Here is a 17,484-nt window from a genome sequence, read left to right as displayed (position 1 = left end):
TACGGTGCGAGTACCCGAAAGGTACCGTGAAGGGCATGCCAGCCCTCAATGTGGAATTCAGCGATCGCGAGCTGGAGGACCTGCGGCAGATCGCCAAGGAACGCGGCACGTCGATGAAGGCGCTCGTCCGGGAGGCGGCCGCCGCCGACATAGCGCGGCACCGGGCGCTCCAGGAGGGCGCACAGGCCTTCCGGCAGTTCTTCGCCTCCCACGCCGACGAGTTCGCGGCGGCCTTCCCGGACGACGAGGCGCCCGTCCGGGGCGCGGGGCGGGTCGCCTGACCGATGACGCCCGTCATCCACATCGACGTGCCCTGGCTGCTCCAGCGGCACGAAGAGGTCCTGCCGGACCAGCCGACCGTCAACGACTTCTCCGCGCTGGTCGCCGCCGTCGCCCGGCACCGCGTCGACCCGCCCCGCCTCGGCGTGGACTCCGACCCGGCCTGGCGGGCCGCAGCGCTGCTGCACACCCTCGCCCTGCTCAAGCCCCTGCCCTCGGCCAACGCCCGCTTCGCCTGCGCCACGGCGGTGGCCTACATGTTCGTCAGCGGCGTCGGCATCGACCCGCCCTACGGCGCGCTCGTCGACCTGGCCCGTGACCTCTTCGACGGCAAGACCGACGTGTACGGCGCGGCCGACCGGCTGCGGTCCTGGCAGATCTGAGGGACTCGGATCCCTGACCCCGGTGAGGCGCGAGCCTCCCGGGCCGCCGGCCGAGGGCGGGAGGAACAGGGCCGGCGGCCGTTTCGCGCAGGAGAGCCGCCTTCCCGCGCGGGGCCTCCGAGGAAGGGCCGCGCACCCAGTCCACTACGCGGCGGCGCGCACCGGGAACGTGTGCGGCACGCCGGCGCGTGCGCGGGCTTCACACGGGGCGCACTGGGCGCGGGAAGCACGCGCGAAGGCGATGAAAGTCATGACGGAGAAAGAAAACGAGGCCCACAATCGGGCAGAAATTCACGGCCGTCTTATCGACTTCCTTTCAACAGTGGCCGGGAATCCCCGGCGGCTTGTTGTGTACGACTCAGTTGTGCGAAGGTGAACCACTCGTGCGGGGGGCCGGGGCCGGGCGCCCCGTGTTCGCCGGCGGAGGCGAATGCGTGCTCCCCGCCGCGCCAACAGGTACGTACCGAAGGACGCCGCTCAGTGCTCACCCCCCAACCTCCTCGCCCTCCCTACCCCCCGCCCGGCGGGGGCCCCGGAGAATCCGACGAGTCCCTCGCCGCGGGCACCCGCAGCGGCACGGACAGCGAGGTCGCCCAGTCCACCGCGCTGCTGATCGCGCGGCACTGGCAGCCGGTGCACGAGTACGCGGTCATCTGCCTCGCCTCCTCGACCGCCTCCGCGTCCATGGTCGCCACGGCCGCCTTCCACCAGGTCTTCGACCGGCTGAAGCTCGGCGAGCCGGGCACCGGACTGCGCCCGCGGCTCCTGGTGACCGTGCGGGACACGATCCGGATCTGGGCCGCCGACGAGGGACTGTCCGGGGTGCTGCCCGACCTGCGCAAGCCGGCGGGCGCCCGCGGCATGCGGACCGCCAAGTCGATGACCCCGGACAACCGGGTCCTCGCGGAACGCTCCTTCCAGGGCCTGCCTCCCGTCGCCCGCTGCGTCCTGTGGCACGTGGAGGTCGAGGCCGAGCCGATCACCGTCGCCGCCGGCCTGCTCGGCATGGACACCGACACCGTGACCTCCGTCCACGAACAGGCCCGCGACAAGCTCCGCGAGGGCTGCGTCCGCGCCCACAAGGAACTCGCCCCCAGCAAGGAATGCCGCTTCTACAACCGGCTCCTCGACGTCCCGATCGGCCGCGGCGGCGACCTCCTGCCCGACGTCCGCCAGCACCTCGACGCCTGCCGCTACTGCCGGGCCGCGGCCGAGCAACTCGGCCATTTCGAGGGCGACCTGGGCGTGCTGATCGCCGAGGCCGTGCTCGGCTGGGGCGCCCGCCGCTACGTCGACTCGCGCCCCGCCCGCCAGCAGGCCGTCCGGCTGCGCGGCTCCGCCCGGCACCGCGGCGGACGGCCGCGCGGAGGACGCCGCGCCGCCGCCGACGGGGGAGCGCGCGGGGGCGGACGCGCCCTGCTCGACCGCATACCCACCCCCGGCCGCCGCGGCTCCGGCGGACCGAGGTCCCCCAAAGCACTGATCACCGGCGTCGGTCTGGCCTCCGCCGGCCTGCTGACCACGCTGCTCGCCGCCGGCGTGTGGCCCGACGACGGGGGCGCCGACGCCGCCGCCTCCACGAGCTCCGCCGGCGGCACCGCCTCCGGCGCCGACTCCCAGACCGCGCCCGCCCCCGACGCCACGGCCCCGGACACCGCCCGGCTGCCCACCGTGCCCCGCGAGGCCCGGCTGCGCAACGCCGCCGCCGACCTCTGCCTGGACGTCCGCGGCGAGGCCCGCGCCGGCGCCGCCCTCGAACTCGCCGACTGCTCCGCCGAACCCGCGCAGCGGTGGTCCTACGAGGACGACGGGCAACTGCGCAGCGCCGCCGACCCCGCGCTGTGCGTCGACTCGCACGCGGACGCCGGGGTGGTCATCCTCGGCGAGTGCGCGGACGCCGGTGATCCCCGCGCCGACGACGTCCGCTACGACCTGTCCGCGCAGGGGGAGTTCCTGCCCCGCTGGGACGAGAACCTCGCCCTCGCCCCCGCCGGCGGGGAGCCCGGCGCCGACGTCGTCGTCAAGGTCCGCGACCGCTCCACGGGGCAGCGCTGGGTGACGGACGCGGGCACGGGTGCGGGTGCGGGTGCTCCGCAGGCTCAGCCGATCGAGTTGTCCGACCGTACTGCCTGAGCTGCGCGCGGCGCTCTGCGGGTTGTGCCGTAGCTGGTTGTCTGTTCGGCGCGGGTGCGTTGTGGCTGGTCGCGCCCCGCGGCGGAGCCGCATATCGGTACAGTCCCGCGCCCCCAGGCGGCGCTGTCGGGCCGTCTGGGGGCGACTCCCCGTCGGCGTCGGTGCTCAGTCGGTGCCCTGTTCCAGGTCTGTCGGGGTGATCGTGGTCGGGGTGGTGTGGCCTGACAGGGCTAGGGTGAGGTCCAGCTCGGCCAGGAGGCAGCGGATCACGTGCTCGACGCCCGGCTGTCCGTCCAGGGCGAGGCCGTAGACGTAGGGGCGGCCGAGCAGGACCGCCCGCGCGCCGAGCGCCAGCGCCTTGAAGACGTCGTCCCCGGTGCGCACCCCGCTGTCGAACAGCACGGTCAGCCGGTCGCCGGCCGCCGCCGCCACCCGGGGCAGCGCGTCGGCCGCGGCGACCGAGCCGGCCACCTGCCGGCCGCCGTGGTTGGAGACCACCACGCCGTCCATCCCGGCCTCGGCGGCGAGCAGGGCGTCGTCCGGGTGCAGGACGCCCTTCAGGACGATCGGGCCGTCCCAGTGCTCCCGCAGGAACGCCAGATCCGGCCAGGTCTTGCCCGGGTCGGCGAACAGGTTCACGAAGTGCAGCACCGCCGCGTTCGGATCCTCGTGCACCGGACGGGCCAGGCCCGCCAGGAACGCCGGGTCGGTGAAGTGGTTTGCGGTGCCCACGCCGTGCAGGAACGGCAGATACGCCTGGTCGAGGTCGCGTGGCCGCCACGCCAGCAGCGGGGTGTCCAGGGTGACGACCAGCACCGTGAACCCGGCCGCCCGCGCCCGGCCGAGGAAACTGCGGGTCACCTCACGGTCCTTGGACCAGTACAGCTGGAACCAGCGCTCGGCGTCGCCCATCGCCTCCGCCACCTGCTCCAGCGGCGTGCTCGACGCCGACGACAGCACGAACGGCACCCCCTGCGCGGCGGCGGCCCGGCCGGCCGCGCACTCCGCCTCCGGATGCATGATCGACAGCACCCCCACCGGAGCCAGGGCCAGCGGCGCGGGCAGCGAGCGGCCGAGCAACTCCACCGACAGATCCCGCTCATGGACGTCCCGCAGCATGCGCGGCACGATCCGGCGCCGTGCCAGGGCGGCCCGGTTGGCGAGCGCCGTGCTGCCGTCGCCCGCGCTGCCCGCGACATAGCCGACCGGCCCCGGGCCGAGCCGCCGCTCGGTCAGCTCCTCCAGCCGGGTCAGATCCGTGGGCAGCCGGGGGACCGCGCCCGTCATGCCGTTCAGGTAGATCTCGTACTGGAAGTCCGCCCAGTGCTTCGCCATCCGTACGTCCGCCTCTCGACATCGCCGACCGCTGATCGTCGACCGCCGACGATACGGCGACGCCCGTACGGATGAAATGCCCACGGCCCAGGCACCGACTCAGGGTGAACGCGGGGGAGCCGCCGGGCGGGGCGCGGCCGGGAAGCGGAATGTTTCCGGACGATTAACGAGCCTATGAAAACCGGTCACTTCGGCGAACCGGGGGATCACGAAGCGCTTGCTTGCGGGGTTGTAACGTTCGAAGTCCGTCACTTCACGCCACTACTTCAACACGAAAGGTTACTGAAACCTGTGGGGTCGATGTGAGATTCGGCTGCTTTCTCGGCAGACTCGCGCTCGCCGCGTCCGGCACCACCGACGCCGGACCGGCGCACTCCCGAATCGAGCGGAAGGATGCACACAATGCGGAACACCGCGCGCTGGGCAGCGACCATCGGCCTCACGGCCGCCGCCGTCTGCGGACCCCTGACCGGGTCCTCGGCGATCGCCGCCCCGGCCGCCCCGGACTCGCTGTACGCCCCGTCGGCCCTGGTGCTGACCATCGGGCACGGCGAGAGCGCCGCCGCCGTCAGCCCGGCCCGTGCCGTCACCCTGACCTGCGCGCCCGGCCCCTCCGGCAGCCACCCGGCCCCCGCCCTGGCCTGCGCCGAACTGCGCGCCGCCGGCGGTGACTTCGAGGCGCTGGCGAGCGGCACCGGCAACGTGATGTGTACGAAGCAGTACGACCCCGTCGTCGTCACCGTCGACGGCGTATGGCAGGGCAAGCGCGTCTCCTACGAGCGCGGCTTCGCGAACGAGTGCCTGAAGAACTCCTCCGGGAGTCGCCTCTTCGCGTTCTGAGACCGGGATCGCGTGGCTCTCGTGGACGCCGCTGGAGGCTCGTGACGTGGGGAGTACGAGCCACTGAACACGGGACATCGCGATCTCGCCCCCCAGGGGCCGGCCGGGCGGAGTGGGGCCGCCCGCCGGCCCCTGGGATCACCGTCCGGGGACACACCGTCCACGGACGGCGACCACCTCAGGGCCTGTCCGGCGCGATCCGCCGGGCAGGCCCTGTGCGTGGTCGTGGCGGTCGCGCGGCAGACGTCACGCGCGGTCGCGGTGGCTGGTGTCGCACCAGGGGTAGCGGCGGCTGCGGCGGCAGGTGCACAGGGCGACCCGGAAGCGGTCGGAGGCGACGACGGTGCCGTCCTCCAGCTCCACCTCCACCGGGCCCTCCACGAGCAGGGGGCCCTTGCGCTGCACGGTGATCCGGCGGGGCCGGTCAGCTGGGGAGTTCGGCACGGACCACCACCAGTTCCTCGTCGTCCTCGTCGGCGGAGAGCAGCCCCCGGCGGCGCAGCCAGTCCGCGCGCGAGCGCAGGACCGGGCCGAACGGTATACGGCGGCGGCGCGTCACGGAGGCCTTGAGCCCGGTCGCGCGCAGCCGCGCGAGGGTGGTGTCGGGGTCGCAGAGCGCGGAATGCACCATCAGCAGCACCCCGCCGGGCCGCAGCAGGGCGGGCGCCTCACGGCAGATCCGGTCCAGGACCAGCCGGCCGTCCCCGCCGGCGTCCCAGGCCCGGGCGGACCCGCGCGGCTCGCCGGCGTCGGCCGGGACCGGGGCCGGGACGTACGGCGGGTTGGTCAGGATGAGGTCGAAGGACTCGCCGCGCACGGGGTCGAAGAGGTTCCCGCGCAGTACGCGCAGCGGCAGGCCGGCCCGCCGGGCGTTCCAGCGGGCGACGCACACCGCCCGCCGGGACACGTCCACGGCGGTGACCCGGGTGTCCCGCCGGGCGGCCTCCAAGGCCAGCGCGCCGGAGCCCGTGCCCACGTCCAGGACGTCCGCGCCGCGGGCGAGCGGCTCTTCGGACAGCGCTCCCGTCAGCAGCTCGGTGTCCTCCTGAGGGGCGTACACGCCCGGGAGTACCAGGTGATTCACCTCGACCAAGTACCCCGACAATCAGGAAATATGAGCCATCTCGGAATTGAGGGGAGCGCGCAGGGAGGAGCGTCCCGCGCGCCAGGCGGTGAGCAGGCGGTCGCCGAGGCGGTCCTCCAGCAGGCCGGTGACGCCGATGCCGAAGGCGATGTCAGGGGCCAGGTGCGGTTCCTCCTCCAGCAGGCCGCCGATGACGTCGTGCCGTACGACCTGCTCGTGGACGGCGTCGGCCTCCACGTGCTCGTCGTAGAAGTGCGCGGCGGCGGGGCCGGCGTCCGCGCGGCGCATGGCCTCGGCGAGGCGGCGCGAACCGGGGGAGGAGGTGATCTCGACGGTGGCGAAGTGGCCGACGAGCGCGCCGCGCAGGGAGCGGTGCAGGCCCAGCAGGGACATCAGGTTGACGGTGGCCAGGGTCTCGGCGCAGGCCGCGTCGAGGTAGCGGCCGTACGCGGTGTCCAGGCCGAGGTCGGTCATCAGGTCCGCGAAGAGGCGGGCGTGGACGCGGTCGGGGCGGCCGCCGCCGTACTCGTCGAACTCCACCGCCGCCATCGCCGCCTTGGCCCTGCCCCACAGCCTGGGCAGCACCCAGGCGTGCGGGTCGGCCTCCTTGAGGTGGTAGAGGGAGCGCTGCGCGGCGTACTCCCGCAGCTGCCACAACTCGCCCTCGTCGCGCAGGAAGTGGGAGACGCCGGTGCCGTCGACCGGCTCGACGAGGAGTTCCGCGAGCGCGTCTTCGACGGTGTCGTGGACGGGGGTGTCGGCGCGCAGGGCCGTGAGGAACGTGTCCTCCAGCGCGGCGCGGACCTTCAGCAGGGCGGGATCCCATTCGCGCTCGGGGCTGACTCCGGCGAAGCCTCTGTAGTGCAGCTCGTAGCAGAGGTACAGGGCGAGCTGGAGGTCGTCCCCGTACGGCGACGCCTCGCCGACCGCCTCGACGGGGGGAAGCGGGCCGGTGCCGAGCAGGTACCCCCGCACCGCGGCGGAGAGCGGGCCCCGTCCGGCGGGGAGGCGAGGACCTGCGGGATCGTATGCCATACGGGCCGGGTACCCCACGACCAGGTGTGTCATCCGACGGGGTGGCTGCGCCCCGGGCTGCCTGGCTCACGCCGGGTTCTGCGGGGACGCGCGACCCGCGGTTCGAGGGGCAGCGTGGGTACGGGCGGACCGAGGGCCGGATGCCCGGCCCGGCGCTGCCGGGGCGCCGGGCTGCGGGGGCCGGCGGGTCGTGGGGTGGATGGTCAGTCGCCTGTTGCGTTTTCTTGGGCCTGGGTGTTTGGGGTTGCCGCCTCGGCGGCCTCGCCTCGGTGACCTCGTTCCTCGGGGGTGTCTTCCGAGCGGAGTTCGGCTTCCTCTATTTCGCGCAGTACCTCTTCGAGCGCGGTCTCGGCGGGGTGGTGTTCGGAAGGCTCGTTGTGCTTGTGCTGGGGGTCGTCCGACATGGGTTGCTCCTTTCCTCGGGTCAGTTCTTCGTCGCCGCGATCCGCAGCGGCACCGGCTCAGCGGGCGGGGCCTCCTCGGAGAGGCGGGTGACCTCCGCCCACCAGGACGAGCCGTCCTCGATGTGCCGCAGCAGCACACCCTCGCGGATCGCCCACGGGCAGACGGTGACCGTCTTCAGCCCGATCAGCTTCATCGCCGTGTGCCCCACCACCGCCCCCGCGAGGCTCTGCGCCGCGCGCGGTGCGGAGATGCCGGGCAGCCGGGCCCGCTCGGCGGCGGGCAGCGCGGCGAGCCGGGCGACCGCCGTGCCCAGGTCCCGCGAGTCCAGGGTGCGCGGGACGAACGGCCCGTGCCGTCCGGGCGGCGCCCCGCACAACCGTCCGAGCTGCTGGAACGTACGGGAGGTGGCGACCGCCGTGCGCGGCCCCTCCCAGCGGATCCGGGCGGCCACGTCCCGCAGCTGATGGCGGACCTTGCGCCGCAGCGCGTGCACCAGCTCCGGGGACGGCGGGTCCTGCCCCGCGAAGTGCTCGTGGGTCAGCCGTCCGGCCCCGAGCGGCAGCGAGGCCACGAAGTCCGGCAGCCGGCCCCGTCCGAACGCCACCTCGAACGACCCGCCGCCGATGTCCATCAGCGCGAGCGGCCCCGAGCGCCAGCCCATCCAGCGGCGGGCCCCGAGGAACGTCAGCTCGGCCTCCACCTCGCCCGGCAGGGTGCACAGCGGCACGCCGGTCCGGGAGCGGACCGTGCGCAGCACCTCCCGCCGGTTGGGTGCGTTGCGCACCATGGCGGTCGCGAAGGCCAGCGGGCTCGTCGCCCCCCAACGGGTCGCGGTGCGGCTCGCGGCGGCGACCGACGCGACGAGCTGCTCCACGGACTCCTCCGGGATGGGCTCGCCGGGCTTGACCCGTTCGGACAGCCGCAGCCGCCACTTGGCGGTGTGCACCGGCAGCGGGACCCCGTCCTGGGCATCCGCCACCACCAGCCGCACCGTGTTGGACCCGACGTCCAGGACACTGATTCTCATGACCGTTCGAGTACCCAGGCTTACACCTTCATGCTCCACGCTCCACGCCGGGGCGCACGCCCGTCACGTCATCTGACGCCGCACCAACTCGTGCAGCCGCCCGCCCGTGTCGGCCAGCAGCCGCGCCGGCGGCCCCTGTTCGGCGACCTTGCCGTTCTCCATGACGACCACCCGGTCGGCGTCCATCACCGTCGACAGCCGGTGCGCGATGACGACCCGGGAGGCGTTGAGCTTGCGGGTGCTCTCGATGACCGTGCGCTGCGTCTCGTTGTCGAGCGCGCTGGTCGCCTCGTCGAAGAAGAGGATGCGCGGCCGGCGGATCAGCGCCTGCGCGATCATCAGCCGCTGCCGCTGCCCGCCGGAGACCGACCCGCTGCCCGAGACGATGGTGTGCAGCCCCATCGGCATCCGCTTGATGTCCTCGGCGAGCCCCGCCAGTTCGGCCGCCGCCATCGCCTCCTCCGGCGTGTACGACCCGGTGCCGCAGATGACGTCCAGGATCGAGCCGGTGAACGGCTGGGCGTGCTGGAGGACGACCCCGCACTGCCGGCGCACCGCCGACTGGTCCAGGGCCGCCAGGTCCTGACCGTCGTACAGCACACTGCCCGACAGCGGACGGTCGAAGCCGATGAGCAGCCGGAGCAGGGTGGACTTGCCGCAGCCGCTGGGCCCGACGATCGCCACGAACTCGCCCGGCCCCACCTCGAAGGAGACGTCGTCCAAGACGAGCGGGCCGTCGTCGGAGTAGCGGAACGACAGCCGCCGGGCCTCCACCGCGCCGGACAGCGGGCCCGGCCGGGTGCTCGCGGCCCGCACCTCGGGCGTCGCCGCCAGCACCGGCCGGATCTCCTCGAACAGCGGCAGCGCGGCCACCGCCGACACGAACGCGCCGGTCAGCGAGGTCACCGAGGTCAGCAGCATCGTCATCGACGTGTGGAAGGTGAGGAAGTCCGCCGCCGACAGCGCGCCGCGCGCCGGACCCGCCAGCAGCATGAACATCAGCAGCGAGCACAGCGGCAGATACACCGCGCCCAGCACCGTGCTGAGGTTCTTGATCCGGCCCAGCCGCTGCTGGAGCTCACGGCTGCGGGCGAACCGTTCCGCCCAGGCCGCGTACGCGTAGTTCTCGGCGGCGGCCACCCGCAGCTTCGGCAGCCCGCGCAGGGTCTGGAAGGCCTGGTTGTTCAGCTTGTTGGAGAGCGTCACCAGCCGCCGCTGCCAGCGCACCTGCCACAGCCCGAGCCCCAGGAAGACGGCGGCCACGACGACGAGCATGCCGATCGCCGCCATGGCCATCGGGACGCTGTACCAGAGCAGCAGCCCCAGGTTCATGGCGCCGATCGTCGACGCCTGGGCGACCGACGGGCCGAGCCCGGCCAGCAGCCGGCGGATCCCGCTGATGCCCATCGCCGCGCTGGCCAGCTCACCGGTCGAGCGTTCCGCGAAGAACTTCGTCGGCAGCCGCAACAGCCGGTCCCACACCGCCGGTTGCAGCGTCGACTCGATGCGGCCCTCCAGCCGCAGGATGGTGAGGTTCTGGAGCAGCATGAACGCCGCGGCCACCACGCTGCTGACCATCACCGCCAGACAGATCTGGACGATCGGCTCCGACTGGGCCCTCGGCACGTACTCGCCGAGCACCTTGCCGGTGGCGATCGGCACCAGTGCCCCGATCGCCACCGTCACCAGCCCGCTGAGCAGCAGACGCGTCAGGTCCCGGCCGGTGCCGCGCATGCTGAACCGCAGCAGCCCGAGCGGCGTCAGCCGCTTCTCCGGCAGCGGCCGGTAGAACATGACGGCCCGCGGCTCGAACTCCTCCGCGTTCGCCTTCTCGACCGGCGTCTCCCGGCCCGTCGCGGGATGGACGGCGACATAGCCGCCGCGCCGCCACAGCAGCGCGACCGGCGCGCCGGACAGCGCCCGGACGCCGACCAGCGGCCCGACGTCGTCCCGCCACCAGCGCCCGTCGAGGCGTACGGCGCGGGTGCGCACCCGGGAGGCGAGGGCGATCTGCTCGACCGGGTCGAGGCGTTCGTCGTCGTCGCCCGCCGGGGCGGGTTCGACGAGGCTGATCCCGGCGGCCCGCGCGACCAGCCGGCACGCCGCGAAGGTGGCGTCCGCGTCGGCGGCCGTGGCGCGCCGGCGCCCCCGGTCGTCGTGCCGGCCGGGGCCGCCGTTCCCGCCGATCGACGCCAGCAGCGTCCGGTCGGCTTGCGCGCGCACCGCCTCACCGGCCTCGATGCCGGCGGCCGTGCGGGTCTCGTGGGTGCGTTCCAGCTGCTCGATCCAGCGGTCCAGGGTGGTCAGCAGGCGGTACTGCTGGTCCACCATGGACTGCCACACCGCCGGGTCCATCAGCAGGTCGGCTGCGGCGTCCGCGCCGTACAGCGAGCCGTACTGCACGCTGCCCGGCGGCACCTGCATCCAGAACACGTCGTCGTCGTCCCCCATGCTCGAACGCGCTCGCACGGGGGCACCCCCATCTTCCGAAGGCCCTTCCGAGGCCATCGGCGCCTGGAAGAGGACGGAGAGGCCGCGGCCCACGCCCAGCGCGAGGGCGTACTCCAGCGGGCTCGACGTCGGCGGCACGTACTGCGGGTTGCCGTACTCGTCGTAGGACCAGGTCTGGGTGCTCGCGGGCTGGTACAGCTCGCGCAGGCCGATGCGGTGGACCACGCAGTCCCGCAACGGGCGCGCCACCAGCGTGTGATGGGGCCCGGCGACCGGGCCGAGCAGCAGCGCGCCCGCCTCGAGCCGGCCCAGATGGTGCCAGTGGCCCTGCTGCTGGGCGTCCACCGCGAACAGGTCCAGCGCGCCCGCCGCGACCAGCCACAGCACCTGCGGGCCCTCGAGGTCGAGCCGGCCGGAACCCGAGCAGTCGGCGGGCGCGCCCGTCCCGCCGAGCGCGGCGAGCACCACGTCGCCTTCGTGCATGGCCGTCACCGCTCCCTGACCAGCGCCGCGTACGCCCCGCCGCGTGCGAGGAGTTCCTCGTGCCGTCCGCGCTCGACGACCGCGCCGTGCTCCAGGACGACGATCTCGTCGCTGTCGCGGACCGTGCTGAGCCGGTGCGCGATCACCACGCACGCGCAGCCGCGCCGGCGCAGGTTGTCCATCACGATCAGCTCGGTCTCCGCGTCCAGCGCGCTGGTCACCTCGTCCAGGACGAGGATGCTCGGCCGGCGCACCAGCGCACGGGCGATCTCCAGCCGCTGGCGCTGACCGCCGGAGAAGTTGCGGCCGTCCTGCTCCACCATGCTGCGGATGCCGCCGGGCCGCCGCATGACGACGTCATGGAGGGCGGCGTCCCGCAGGGCGTCCACCACGGCCTCGTCCGGGACCGACGGGTCCCACAGCGCCACGTTGTCGCGGACGGTGCCCTCGAACAGGAACACCTCCTGGTCGACGAAGGAGACGGAGGCGGCCAGCGCCCCGCGCGGGATGTCCTCCAGTCGCCGGCCGTCGATGCGGATCACGCCCTCCCACGGCGTGTACAGGCCCGAGATCAGCCGGGACACCGTCGACTTGCCGCTGCCCGAGCCGCCGACCAGCGCCACCTGCCGCCCCGGCCCGACGGTCAGGTCGAAGCCGGTCAGCAGCGGCTTGTCCAGGGGGCTGTAGCCGAAGGCGATGTTCTCGAGCTCGACGTGCCCGTGCAGCCGCCGCGTGGAGTCGGCGCCGCCGGGACGGTCGTAGAGCGGGTCGGCGCGGAAGCTCTCCACGTCCTTCAGCCGGGCCACGTCCGCCGCGAAGTCCTGGATACGGCCCGCGACGCCGTTGAGCCGGGTCAGCGGGGCGGTGAAACGGGTGACCAGCGCCTGGAAGGCGACCAGCAGGCCCACCGAGATATGCCCCTCGATCGCCCGCATCCCGCCGATCCACAGGATCAGCGCGCTGTTCAGCGTGGCGAGCGTCGGCGCGACCACCCCGAGCCAGGCGCTCGGCACGCCGAGCCGCTGCTGCTCCTCCAGCGTGGTGGCGTGCTGCCCGGCCCACTTGCGGAAGTAGCCGTCCTCCCCGCCGGTCGCCTTCATCGTCTCGATCAGCTGGAGCCCGGTGTACGCGGTATTGGTGAGCCGCGCGTTGTCCGCGCGCAGCTTCGCCGTACGGGTCGCCCGCAGCCGGATCACGATCCGCATGGCGACGATGTTCAGCAGGGCCACGCCGACGCCGACGAAGGTGAGCTGCGGGTCGTAGGTGTAGAGGAGGGCGGCGTACAGGACGACGACCACGGCGTCCACGCCCGCCGAGGCGAGGTCGCGGGCCAGGGTCTCGGCGACGGCGTCGTTGGACTGGAGGCGCTGCACCAGGTCGGCGGGGCTGCGCTGGGAGAAGAACGTCACCGGCAGCCGCAGCAGATGGCGCAGGAACCGCGCGCTGGACAGCGTCGAGGAGATGGTCCGCCCGTGGTGCAGGTTGGCCTGCTGGAGCCAGGTCAGGGCGAGGGTGAGCAGCACGCACGCACCCATGGACGCGAACAGCACGTCCAGCAGCGAGGTCTGCCCGCCGATCAGGAACATGTCGATGTAGGTCCGGCTGAGCGCCGGGACCGCCGCGCCCACCAGGACCAGCAGCAGGCTCGCCAGGACGGCGGCCGGCAGGGTGCCCGCGGTGCCGCGCAGCCGGGCCGGCATCGCCCCGAGCACCCCCGGCCTGCGTCCGCCGCGCTGGAAGTCCTCGCCCGGCTCCAGCACCAGCACCACACCGGTGAAGCTGCCGTCGAAGTCCTCCATCGGCACGAAACGCCGGCCCTTGCCGGGGTCGTTGACGAACACGCCCCGGCGGCCGAAGCGGCGGCCCATGCCGTCGTAGACGACGTAGTGGTTGAACTCCCAGAACAGGATCGCGGGCGCCTTCACCTCGGCGAGGGCGGCCAGGTCCATCTGCATGCCCTTGGCCGTCAGCCCGTAACTGCGGGCGGCCTTCAGGAGGTTGCTGGCGCGCGAGCCGTCGCGGGAGACACCGCACGCGATGCGCAGCTCCTCCAGCGGGACGTGCCGGCCGTAGTGGCCGAGGACCATGGCGAGGGAGGCGGCGCCGCATTCCACGGCCTCCATCTGGAGGACCGTGGGCGTGCGGACGGTCTTGCGGCGGGGCTTGGGGACGGTCCGGCGGGGCGGCGCGGCACGCCGTCTGCCCCGGGTCTCCTGCGCGGTGGTCACGGAAGCAGCCAATCGACGGGACGCTGGTCGGCCAGCCGGATCGAGCCCGTGGCCATGGTCATGGAGGCGAGCGGGTACGGCGGACCGTCCGCGGAGGACCAGCGGTAGCCGCTCTTCGTCGAGGCGGAGGGGTCCAGCCGGACGAGGACGGCCACCGGGCGGCCGTCCTCGGTGAACTGCTCGCCCAGCTGGCTGTCGCCGAGGTACGCGCCGATCTGCCGCGCCGACTGCGCCGTGCGGTCCACCGACTTCACATGGCCGCGCAGCACGCCGTACTGCTGGGCGGGCACGGTCTGCACGGTCAGGTCGACGGCCGCGTTCTCGGGGATGGCGGCGGCGTTCTCCGCGGGGACGTACACCGTGGCGTACAGCGGGTCGTCGGCGTCGGCGACCTTCTCCACGGCGGCGACGTTCGCGCCGGTGGAGATGATCTGCCCGATGGTGGCGGCGAGCGCGGTGATCCGGCCCGCGGCGACCGTGCGCACCACGGTCTCACCGTCGGGCGTACGCACCTTCAGGACGGGGGAGTTCGCCGGCAGCCGCTGGCCCTCGCGTGCGAGGACGGCGGTGACCTGGCCGGCGGCGGGGCTCTGGAGGACATAGCTGCCCTCGCCGTGGGTGAGGACGGCGGGTGCGCTCACGGTGGAGGCGACCGAGCCGGTCACCGCCCACACGGACGCGGCCGCGAGGGCGACCAGGGTCACCGACAGGACCAGCCATCCCTGGGGGCGCGCGAACCGCACCGGCAGGTCGAGTTCCTCCGGCGACTGGAGCTTGGCGAGGGCCTGTTGGCGGAACTGCACGGGCTTCTCTCGGGAAGTTTCGGGACGTCGGGGGTTTCCGGGACGCCGACGAGTCCCGGAGCCGAGGGACGGCTCCGGGACTCAGAAGGTCACACGTGGTGCGATCAGAGACCGGCGACCAGGTTGGTGACCGGGGCGGTGTTCAGGCCGGTGACACCCTCGACGGTGCCGACGGCCGTGTCGACCACGCCGGAGACCGGGGCGATGCCGTCCACCAGGCCGGTGACGGTGCCGAGGGCGTTCACGGACAGGCCGCCGGAGACGTTGTCGAGGTCGGCGTCGGCGATCTCTACGGTCTCAACCTGGGGGGTGGAGTTCATGGGGGAACTTCCCTTCATATGGATAACTCGTAAGGGGGGAGCGGCCCCCTCTGGGGACAGATGACGGCCGCGACCGCGGACGCCGGGCCCCGTCTCCGGGAGCCGCTGCGGCCTTGCGGTGCGATGGATCAAAGCAGGAAGACCGCCGCCGCTTCCAATCAATCACTGCTCTCACCAGGGAACTTGCGTCACAGGAGCGTCGAACGGTGCAGGTTCGCGCACCGCTTGTCGGCGACTTCTTCACACCTCGCCCGGCCTCGGCCCGCCCCGCCCGCCGGTACAGGCGCGGCGAATCCGACACACCCGCCCCAATGACGTGGAGAGGGGCGCACGGATGTGCAGAACCCCCGCTTCCCGTGACCCCCATGAGCATTCGATGTGCAGATTCTCTGAAGCAGGGATTCCGCTTGCCGTGCTGGACGGAGCGTCAGCGTCCGGCTCCGGACGGTGTTCCCTTGGCCCGAACCGCGTCCACTCCTGAACCGGCGTCAGGCTCTCCGGGCGAGGACCGAATGATTCAAGACATTCGAATCGGCCATCGCGCGCCCGAACGAGCCCGAACGAGGGGGATCGCCGCCCCGTCGTCATCGACGCGAAGGCCCCCCGGGCGGCCGGCGCGGCGATCACGGCGGCCGAGTGGGCCGAGGCCGTCAGCGCCCGCCCCGACAGCCCTCGCCCTCCCCTGCCGGCGTCCGTGACCAGGGGAGACGCGGAACGGCGCGGTCCGCCCCGAGGCCGCCCCCGAGGAGGCCCGCGACGGGCCCCCGGCACGCGAAGCCGCCGGAAAGGATCTTGTCGGCTTCGGCGGTCGTCATCGTCATATGGGCGATTGCTCCTCGGGCGGTTCGGTCGGCCCCCGGTCATGGCTGATTCATCGTTCTGCAAAGAGAGTTGGCAAACGGAATGAACACCGGACGGGCTCCCCGCGTACTCATCGGCAACCAGGCGCCGCTGTACGGAGCTGCCGACCACCGGCAGCCAGACCCCGTCCCCCAGGAGGTCGAGTTTTTTGAGTCACAAGCGAATTCCGAAGCGTAAGGCCGCGATCGCGGTAGGCGGCGTGGCAGCGCTCGGCGCGGCGGCACTCCTGCTCCCCAACGCCAACGCCTCCCAGGACGGCAGCAACAACGCCGCCGCGGCCGCGCCCAAGACGCTGAAGGCGTCGGACGCCTCGGACCTCGCCTCGCAGCTGGAGAAGCTGCTCGGCGACGCCTTCGCGGGCTCGTACTACGACGCCGGTCAGCAGCAGCTGATCATCAACGTGGTCGAGGTCTCCGGTGACGACAACAACGTCATCGTGCAGGCGAAGAAGGCCGGCGCGCAGGTCCGCCAGGTGGAGAACAGCACGGCGGAGCTCAAGACGGCCTCGCAGACCCTCAAGGCCAAGGCGACCATCCCGGGCACCTCGTGGGCCGTCGACCCGAAGACGAACAAGATCCTCGTCACGGCCGACTCCACCGTCACCGGCAGCAAGTGGGACCAGCTGGAGTCCACCGTCAAGAGCCTCGGCGAGGGCACGGCGACCATCAAGAAGTCGGCCGGCACCTTCAAGACCTTCGCCTCCGGCGGCGACGCCATCTTCGGCGGCGGAGCCCGCTGCTCCCTCGGCTTCAACGTCACCGCCGGCGACGGCTCCCCGGCCTTCCTGACGGCCGGTCACTGCGGGGTCGCGGAGGAGGCGTGGGCCGACGCGGAGAACGGCGAGCCGATCGCCACCGTCGACCAGGCGGTCTTCCCCGGCGAGGGCGACTTCGCACTCGTGAAGTACGACGACCCCGCCACGGAGGCCCCGAGCGAGGTCAACCTCGGCGACCAGACGGTCCAGATAACCGAGGCCGCCGAGGCGACGGTGGGCACCGAGGTCTTCCGCATGGGCAGCACCACGGGCCTCTCCAACGGCCAGGTCCTCGGCCTCGACGCCACGGTCAACTACCCCGAGGGCACCGTCACCGGTCTCATCCAGACCAACGTCTGCGCCGAGCCCGGCGACAGCGGCGGCTCGCTGTTCACCCAGGACGGCCAGGCCATCGGCCTGACCTCGGGCGGCAGCGGTGACTGCACCGTCGGCGGTGAGACCTTCTTCCAGCCGGTGACCACCGCTCTGGAGGCCGTCGGCGCGACCCTCGGCGCCGCCGGTGCGGGCGCGGGCGCCGGCGCGGAGGCCGGCGCCGGTGAGGAAGCCGGTGCGGGCCAGGAAGCGGGCGCGGGCGCCGGTGAAGAGGCCGGTGCCGGTGAGGAAGCGGGCGCGGGCGCCGGTGAAGAGGCCGGCGCGGGCCAGGAGGCCGGTGGCGAGAAGGCCGGCCAGCAGGTAGGCGGCCAGGACGCGGGCCAGGAGGCCGGCGGTGAAGAGGCCGGCCAGGAGGCAGGCCAGGACGCGGGCCAGGACGCGGGCCAGGAGGCCGGCGGCGAGGAGGCCGGTGCGGGCGCCGAGAACGGTCAGAACGACAAGCACTGATCCCGGTACCTGACGCGGACCCGCCGTCGGCCCGATCCAGCGGTTCCGGCTGACGGTGGAACGGTCCGGCCCTCCGGCGGGAGGGCCGGACCGACAGGCGCACGGCGGCCGATGCCCCACCATCGGCCGCCGTCGCGCGCGCCGGCGACCACCAGCGACTGACGACCCGTCAACTCCGTTCGTGTACAACTCTGCTCGTGTACAACTCTGTTGGGCACACAGC

The 17,484-nt window shown here is 73.1% G+C and carries 15 protein-coding genes; 5 read left to right on the top strand and 10 right to left on the bottom strand.

Going from position 1 to position 17,484, the window contains the following annotated elements; genetic code table 11:
* Nucleotides 1–35: 35 nt before the first annotated feature.
* The 3 genes from ACFYX4_RS16275 to ACFYX4_RS16265 all read left to right on the top strand — a co-directional run bounded on the left by ACFYX4_RS16275 (nucleotide 36) and on the right by ACFYX4_RS16265 (nucleotide 2,795).
* On the top strand, nucleotides 36–281 hold the full coding sequence (locus ACFYX4_RS16275) for a hypothetical protein (RefSeq protein ID WP_389332432.1): 246 nt from the start codon (nucleotides 36–38) through the stop codon (nucleotides 279–281).
* A gap of 3 nt (nucleotides 282–284) precedes the next feature.
* The gene (locus tag ACFYX4_RS16270; protein WP_389332429.1) at nucleotides 285–662 is read left to right on the top strand and encodes a toxin Doc; all 378 of its coding nucleotides are present in this window, start codon (nucleotides 285–287) and stop codon (nucleotides 660–662) included.
* Nucleotides 663–1,142: 480 nt separating this feature from the next.
* The gene (locus tag ACFYX4_RS16265) at nucleotides 1,143–2,795 is read left to right on the top strand and encodes a ricin-type beta-trefoil lectin domain protein (RefSeq protein WP_389332426.1); all 1,653 of its coding nucleotides are present in this window, start codon (nucleotides 1,143–1,145) and stop codon (nucleotides 2,793–2,795) included.
* Between the two features lie 165 nt (nucleotides 2,796–2,960).
* Here ACFYX4_RS16265 and ACFYX4_RS16260 read toward each other — a convergent pair whose 3' ends face one another.
* Nucleotides 2,961–4,130: a lactate 2-monooxygenase gene (locus ACFYX4_RS16260; RefSeq protein WP_389332423.1), complete on the bottom strand. Its 1,170-nt coding sequence runs from the start codon at nucleotides 4,128–4,130 to the stop codon at nucleotides 2,961–2,963.
* Between the two features lie 402 nt (nucleotides 4,131–4,532).
* On the opposite strand from ACFYX4_RS16260, the gene ACFYX4_RS16255 reads away from it, so the two are divergent.
* Nucleotides 4,533–4,970, top strand: a complete 438-nt coding sequence (locus tag ACFYX4_RS16255; RefSeq protein WP_389332420.1) for a protease inhibitor — start codon at nucleotides 4,533–4,535, stop codon at nucleotides 4,968–4,970.
* Between the two features lie 246 nt (nucleotides 4,971–5,216).
* On the opposite strand, the gene ACFYX4_RS16250 is transcribed toward ACFYX4_RS16255, so the two are convergent.
* From ACFYX4_RS16250 to ACFYX4_RS16210, 9 genes are all read right to left on the bottom strand, one after another.
* Nucleotides 5,217–5,414, bottom strand: a complete 198-nt coding sequence (locus ACFYX4_RS16250; RefSeq protein ID WP_389332417.1) for a CDGSH iron-sulfur domain-containing protein — start codon at nucleotides 5,412–5,414, stop codon at nucleotides 5,217–5,219.
* Entirely contained in the window at nucleotides 5,395–6,030 is a 636-nt protein-coding gene (locus tag ACFYX4_RS16245) for a HemK2/MTQ2 family protein methyltransferase (RefSeq protein ID WP_389332414.1), read from the bottom strand. Before ACFYX4_RS16245 ends, ACFYX4_RS16250 begins: the two co-directional genes overlap by 20 nt.
* 45 nt (nucleotides 6,031–6,075) lie before the next feature.
* On the bottom strand, nucleotides 6,076–7,089 hold the full coding sequence (locus ACFYX4_RS16240; protein WP_389332411.1) for an iron-containing redox enzyme family protein: 1,014 nt from the start codon (nucleotides 7,087–7,089) through the stop codon (nucleotides 6,076–6,078).
* Between the two features lie 203 nt (nucleotides 7,090–7,292).
* On the bottom strand, nucleotides 7,293–7,493 hold the full coding sequence (locus ACFYX4_RS16235) for a hypothetical protein (protein ID WP_389332408.1): 201 nt from the start codon (nucleotides 7,491–7,493) through the stop codon (nucleotides 7,293–7,295).
* A gap of 20 nt (nucleotides 7,494–7,513) precedes the next feature.
* Nucleotides 7,514–8,521, bottom strand: coding sequence for a Ppx/GppA family phosphatase (locus tag ACFYX4_RS16230; RefSeq protein WP_389332405.1), 1,008 nt, complete (start codon nucleotides 8,519–8,521; stop codon nucleotides 7,514–7,516).
* A 63-nt stretch (nucleotides 8,522–8,584) separates the two neighbouring features.
* On the bottom strand, nucleotides 8,585–11,464 hold the full coding sequence (locus tag ACFYX4_RS16225) for an NHLP bacteriocin export ABC transporter permease/ATPase subunit (RefSeq protein WP_389332402.1): 2,880 nt from the start codon (nucleotides 11,462–11,464) through the stop codon (nucleotides 8,585–8,587).
* Nucleotides 11,461–13,683, bottom strand: a complete 2,223-nt coding sequence (locus ACFYX4_RS16220; protein WP_389332399.1) for an NHLP family bacteriocin export ABC transporter peptidase/permease/ATPase subunit — start codon at nucleotides 13,681–13,683, stop codon at nucleotides 11,461–11,463. Before ACFYX4_RS16220 ends, ACFYX4_RS16225 begins: the two co-directional genes overlap by 4 nt.
* Nucleotides 13,680–14,486 carry an HlyD family efflux transporter periplasmic adaptor subunit gene (locus ACFYX4_RS16215; protein WP_389332396.1) on the bottom strand — a complete coding sequence of 269 codons (807 nt, stop codon included), beginning with the start codon at nucleotides 14,484–14,486 and terminating at the stop codon, nucleotides 13,680–13,682. Before ACFYX4_RS16215 ends, ACFYX4_RS16220 begins: the two co-directional genes overlap by 4 nt.
* Nucleotides 14,487–14,590: 104 nt before the next feature.
* Entirely contained in the window at nucleotides 14,591–14,806 is a 216-nt protein-coding gene (locus ACFYX4_RS16210) for a type A2 lantipeptide (RefSeq protein ID WP_351098600.1), read from the bottom strand.
* Between the two features lie 1,009 nt (nucleotides 14,807–15,815).
* Between ACFYX4_RS16210 and ACFYX4_RS16205 the strand changes: the two genes are divergently transcribed.
* A complete protein-coding gene (locus ACFYX4_RS16205) occupies nucleotides 15,816–17,261 on the top strand; it encodes a S1 family peptidase (protein WP_389332393.1) in 1,446 nt (481 codons plus the stop codon).
* The last annotated feature ends 223 nt before the right edge of the window (nucleotides 17,262–17,484 follow it).

Origin of the sequence: Streptomyces sp. NPDC002328, from assembly GCF_042890065.1 — a bacterium.
GTDB lineage: Bacteria > Actinomycetota > Actinomycetes > Streptomycetales > Streptomycetaceae > Streptomyces.
Note: the sequence above shows the minus strand (reverse complement) of the source record. Positions and strands in the feature narration are given on the sequence as shown.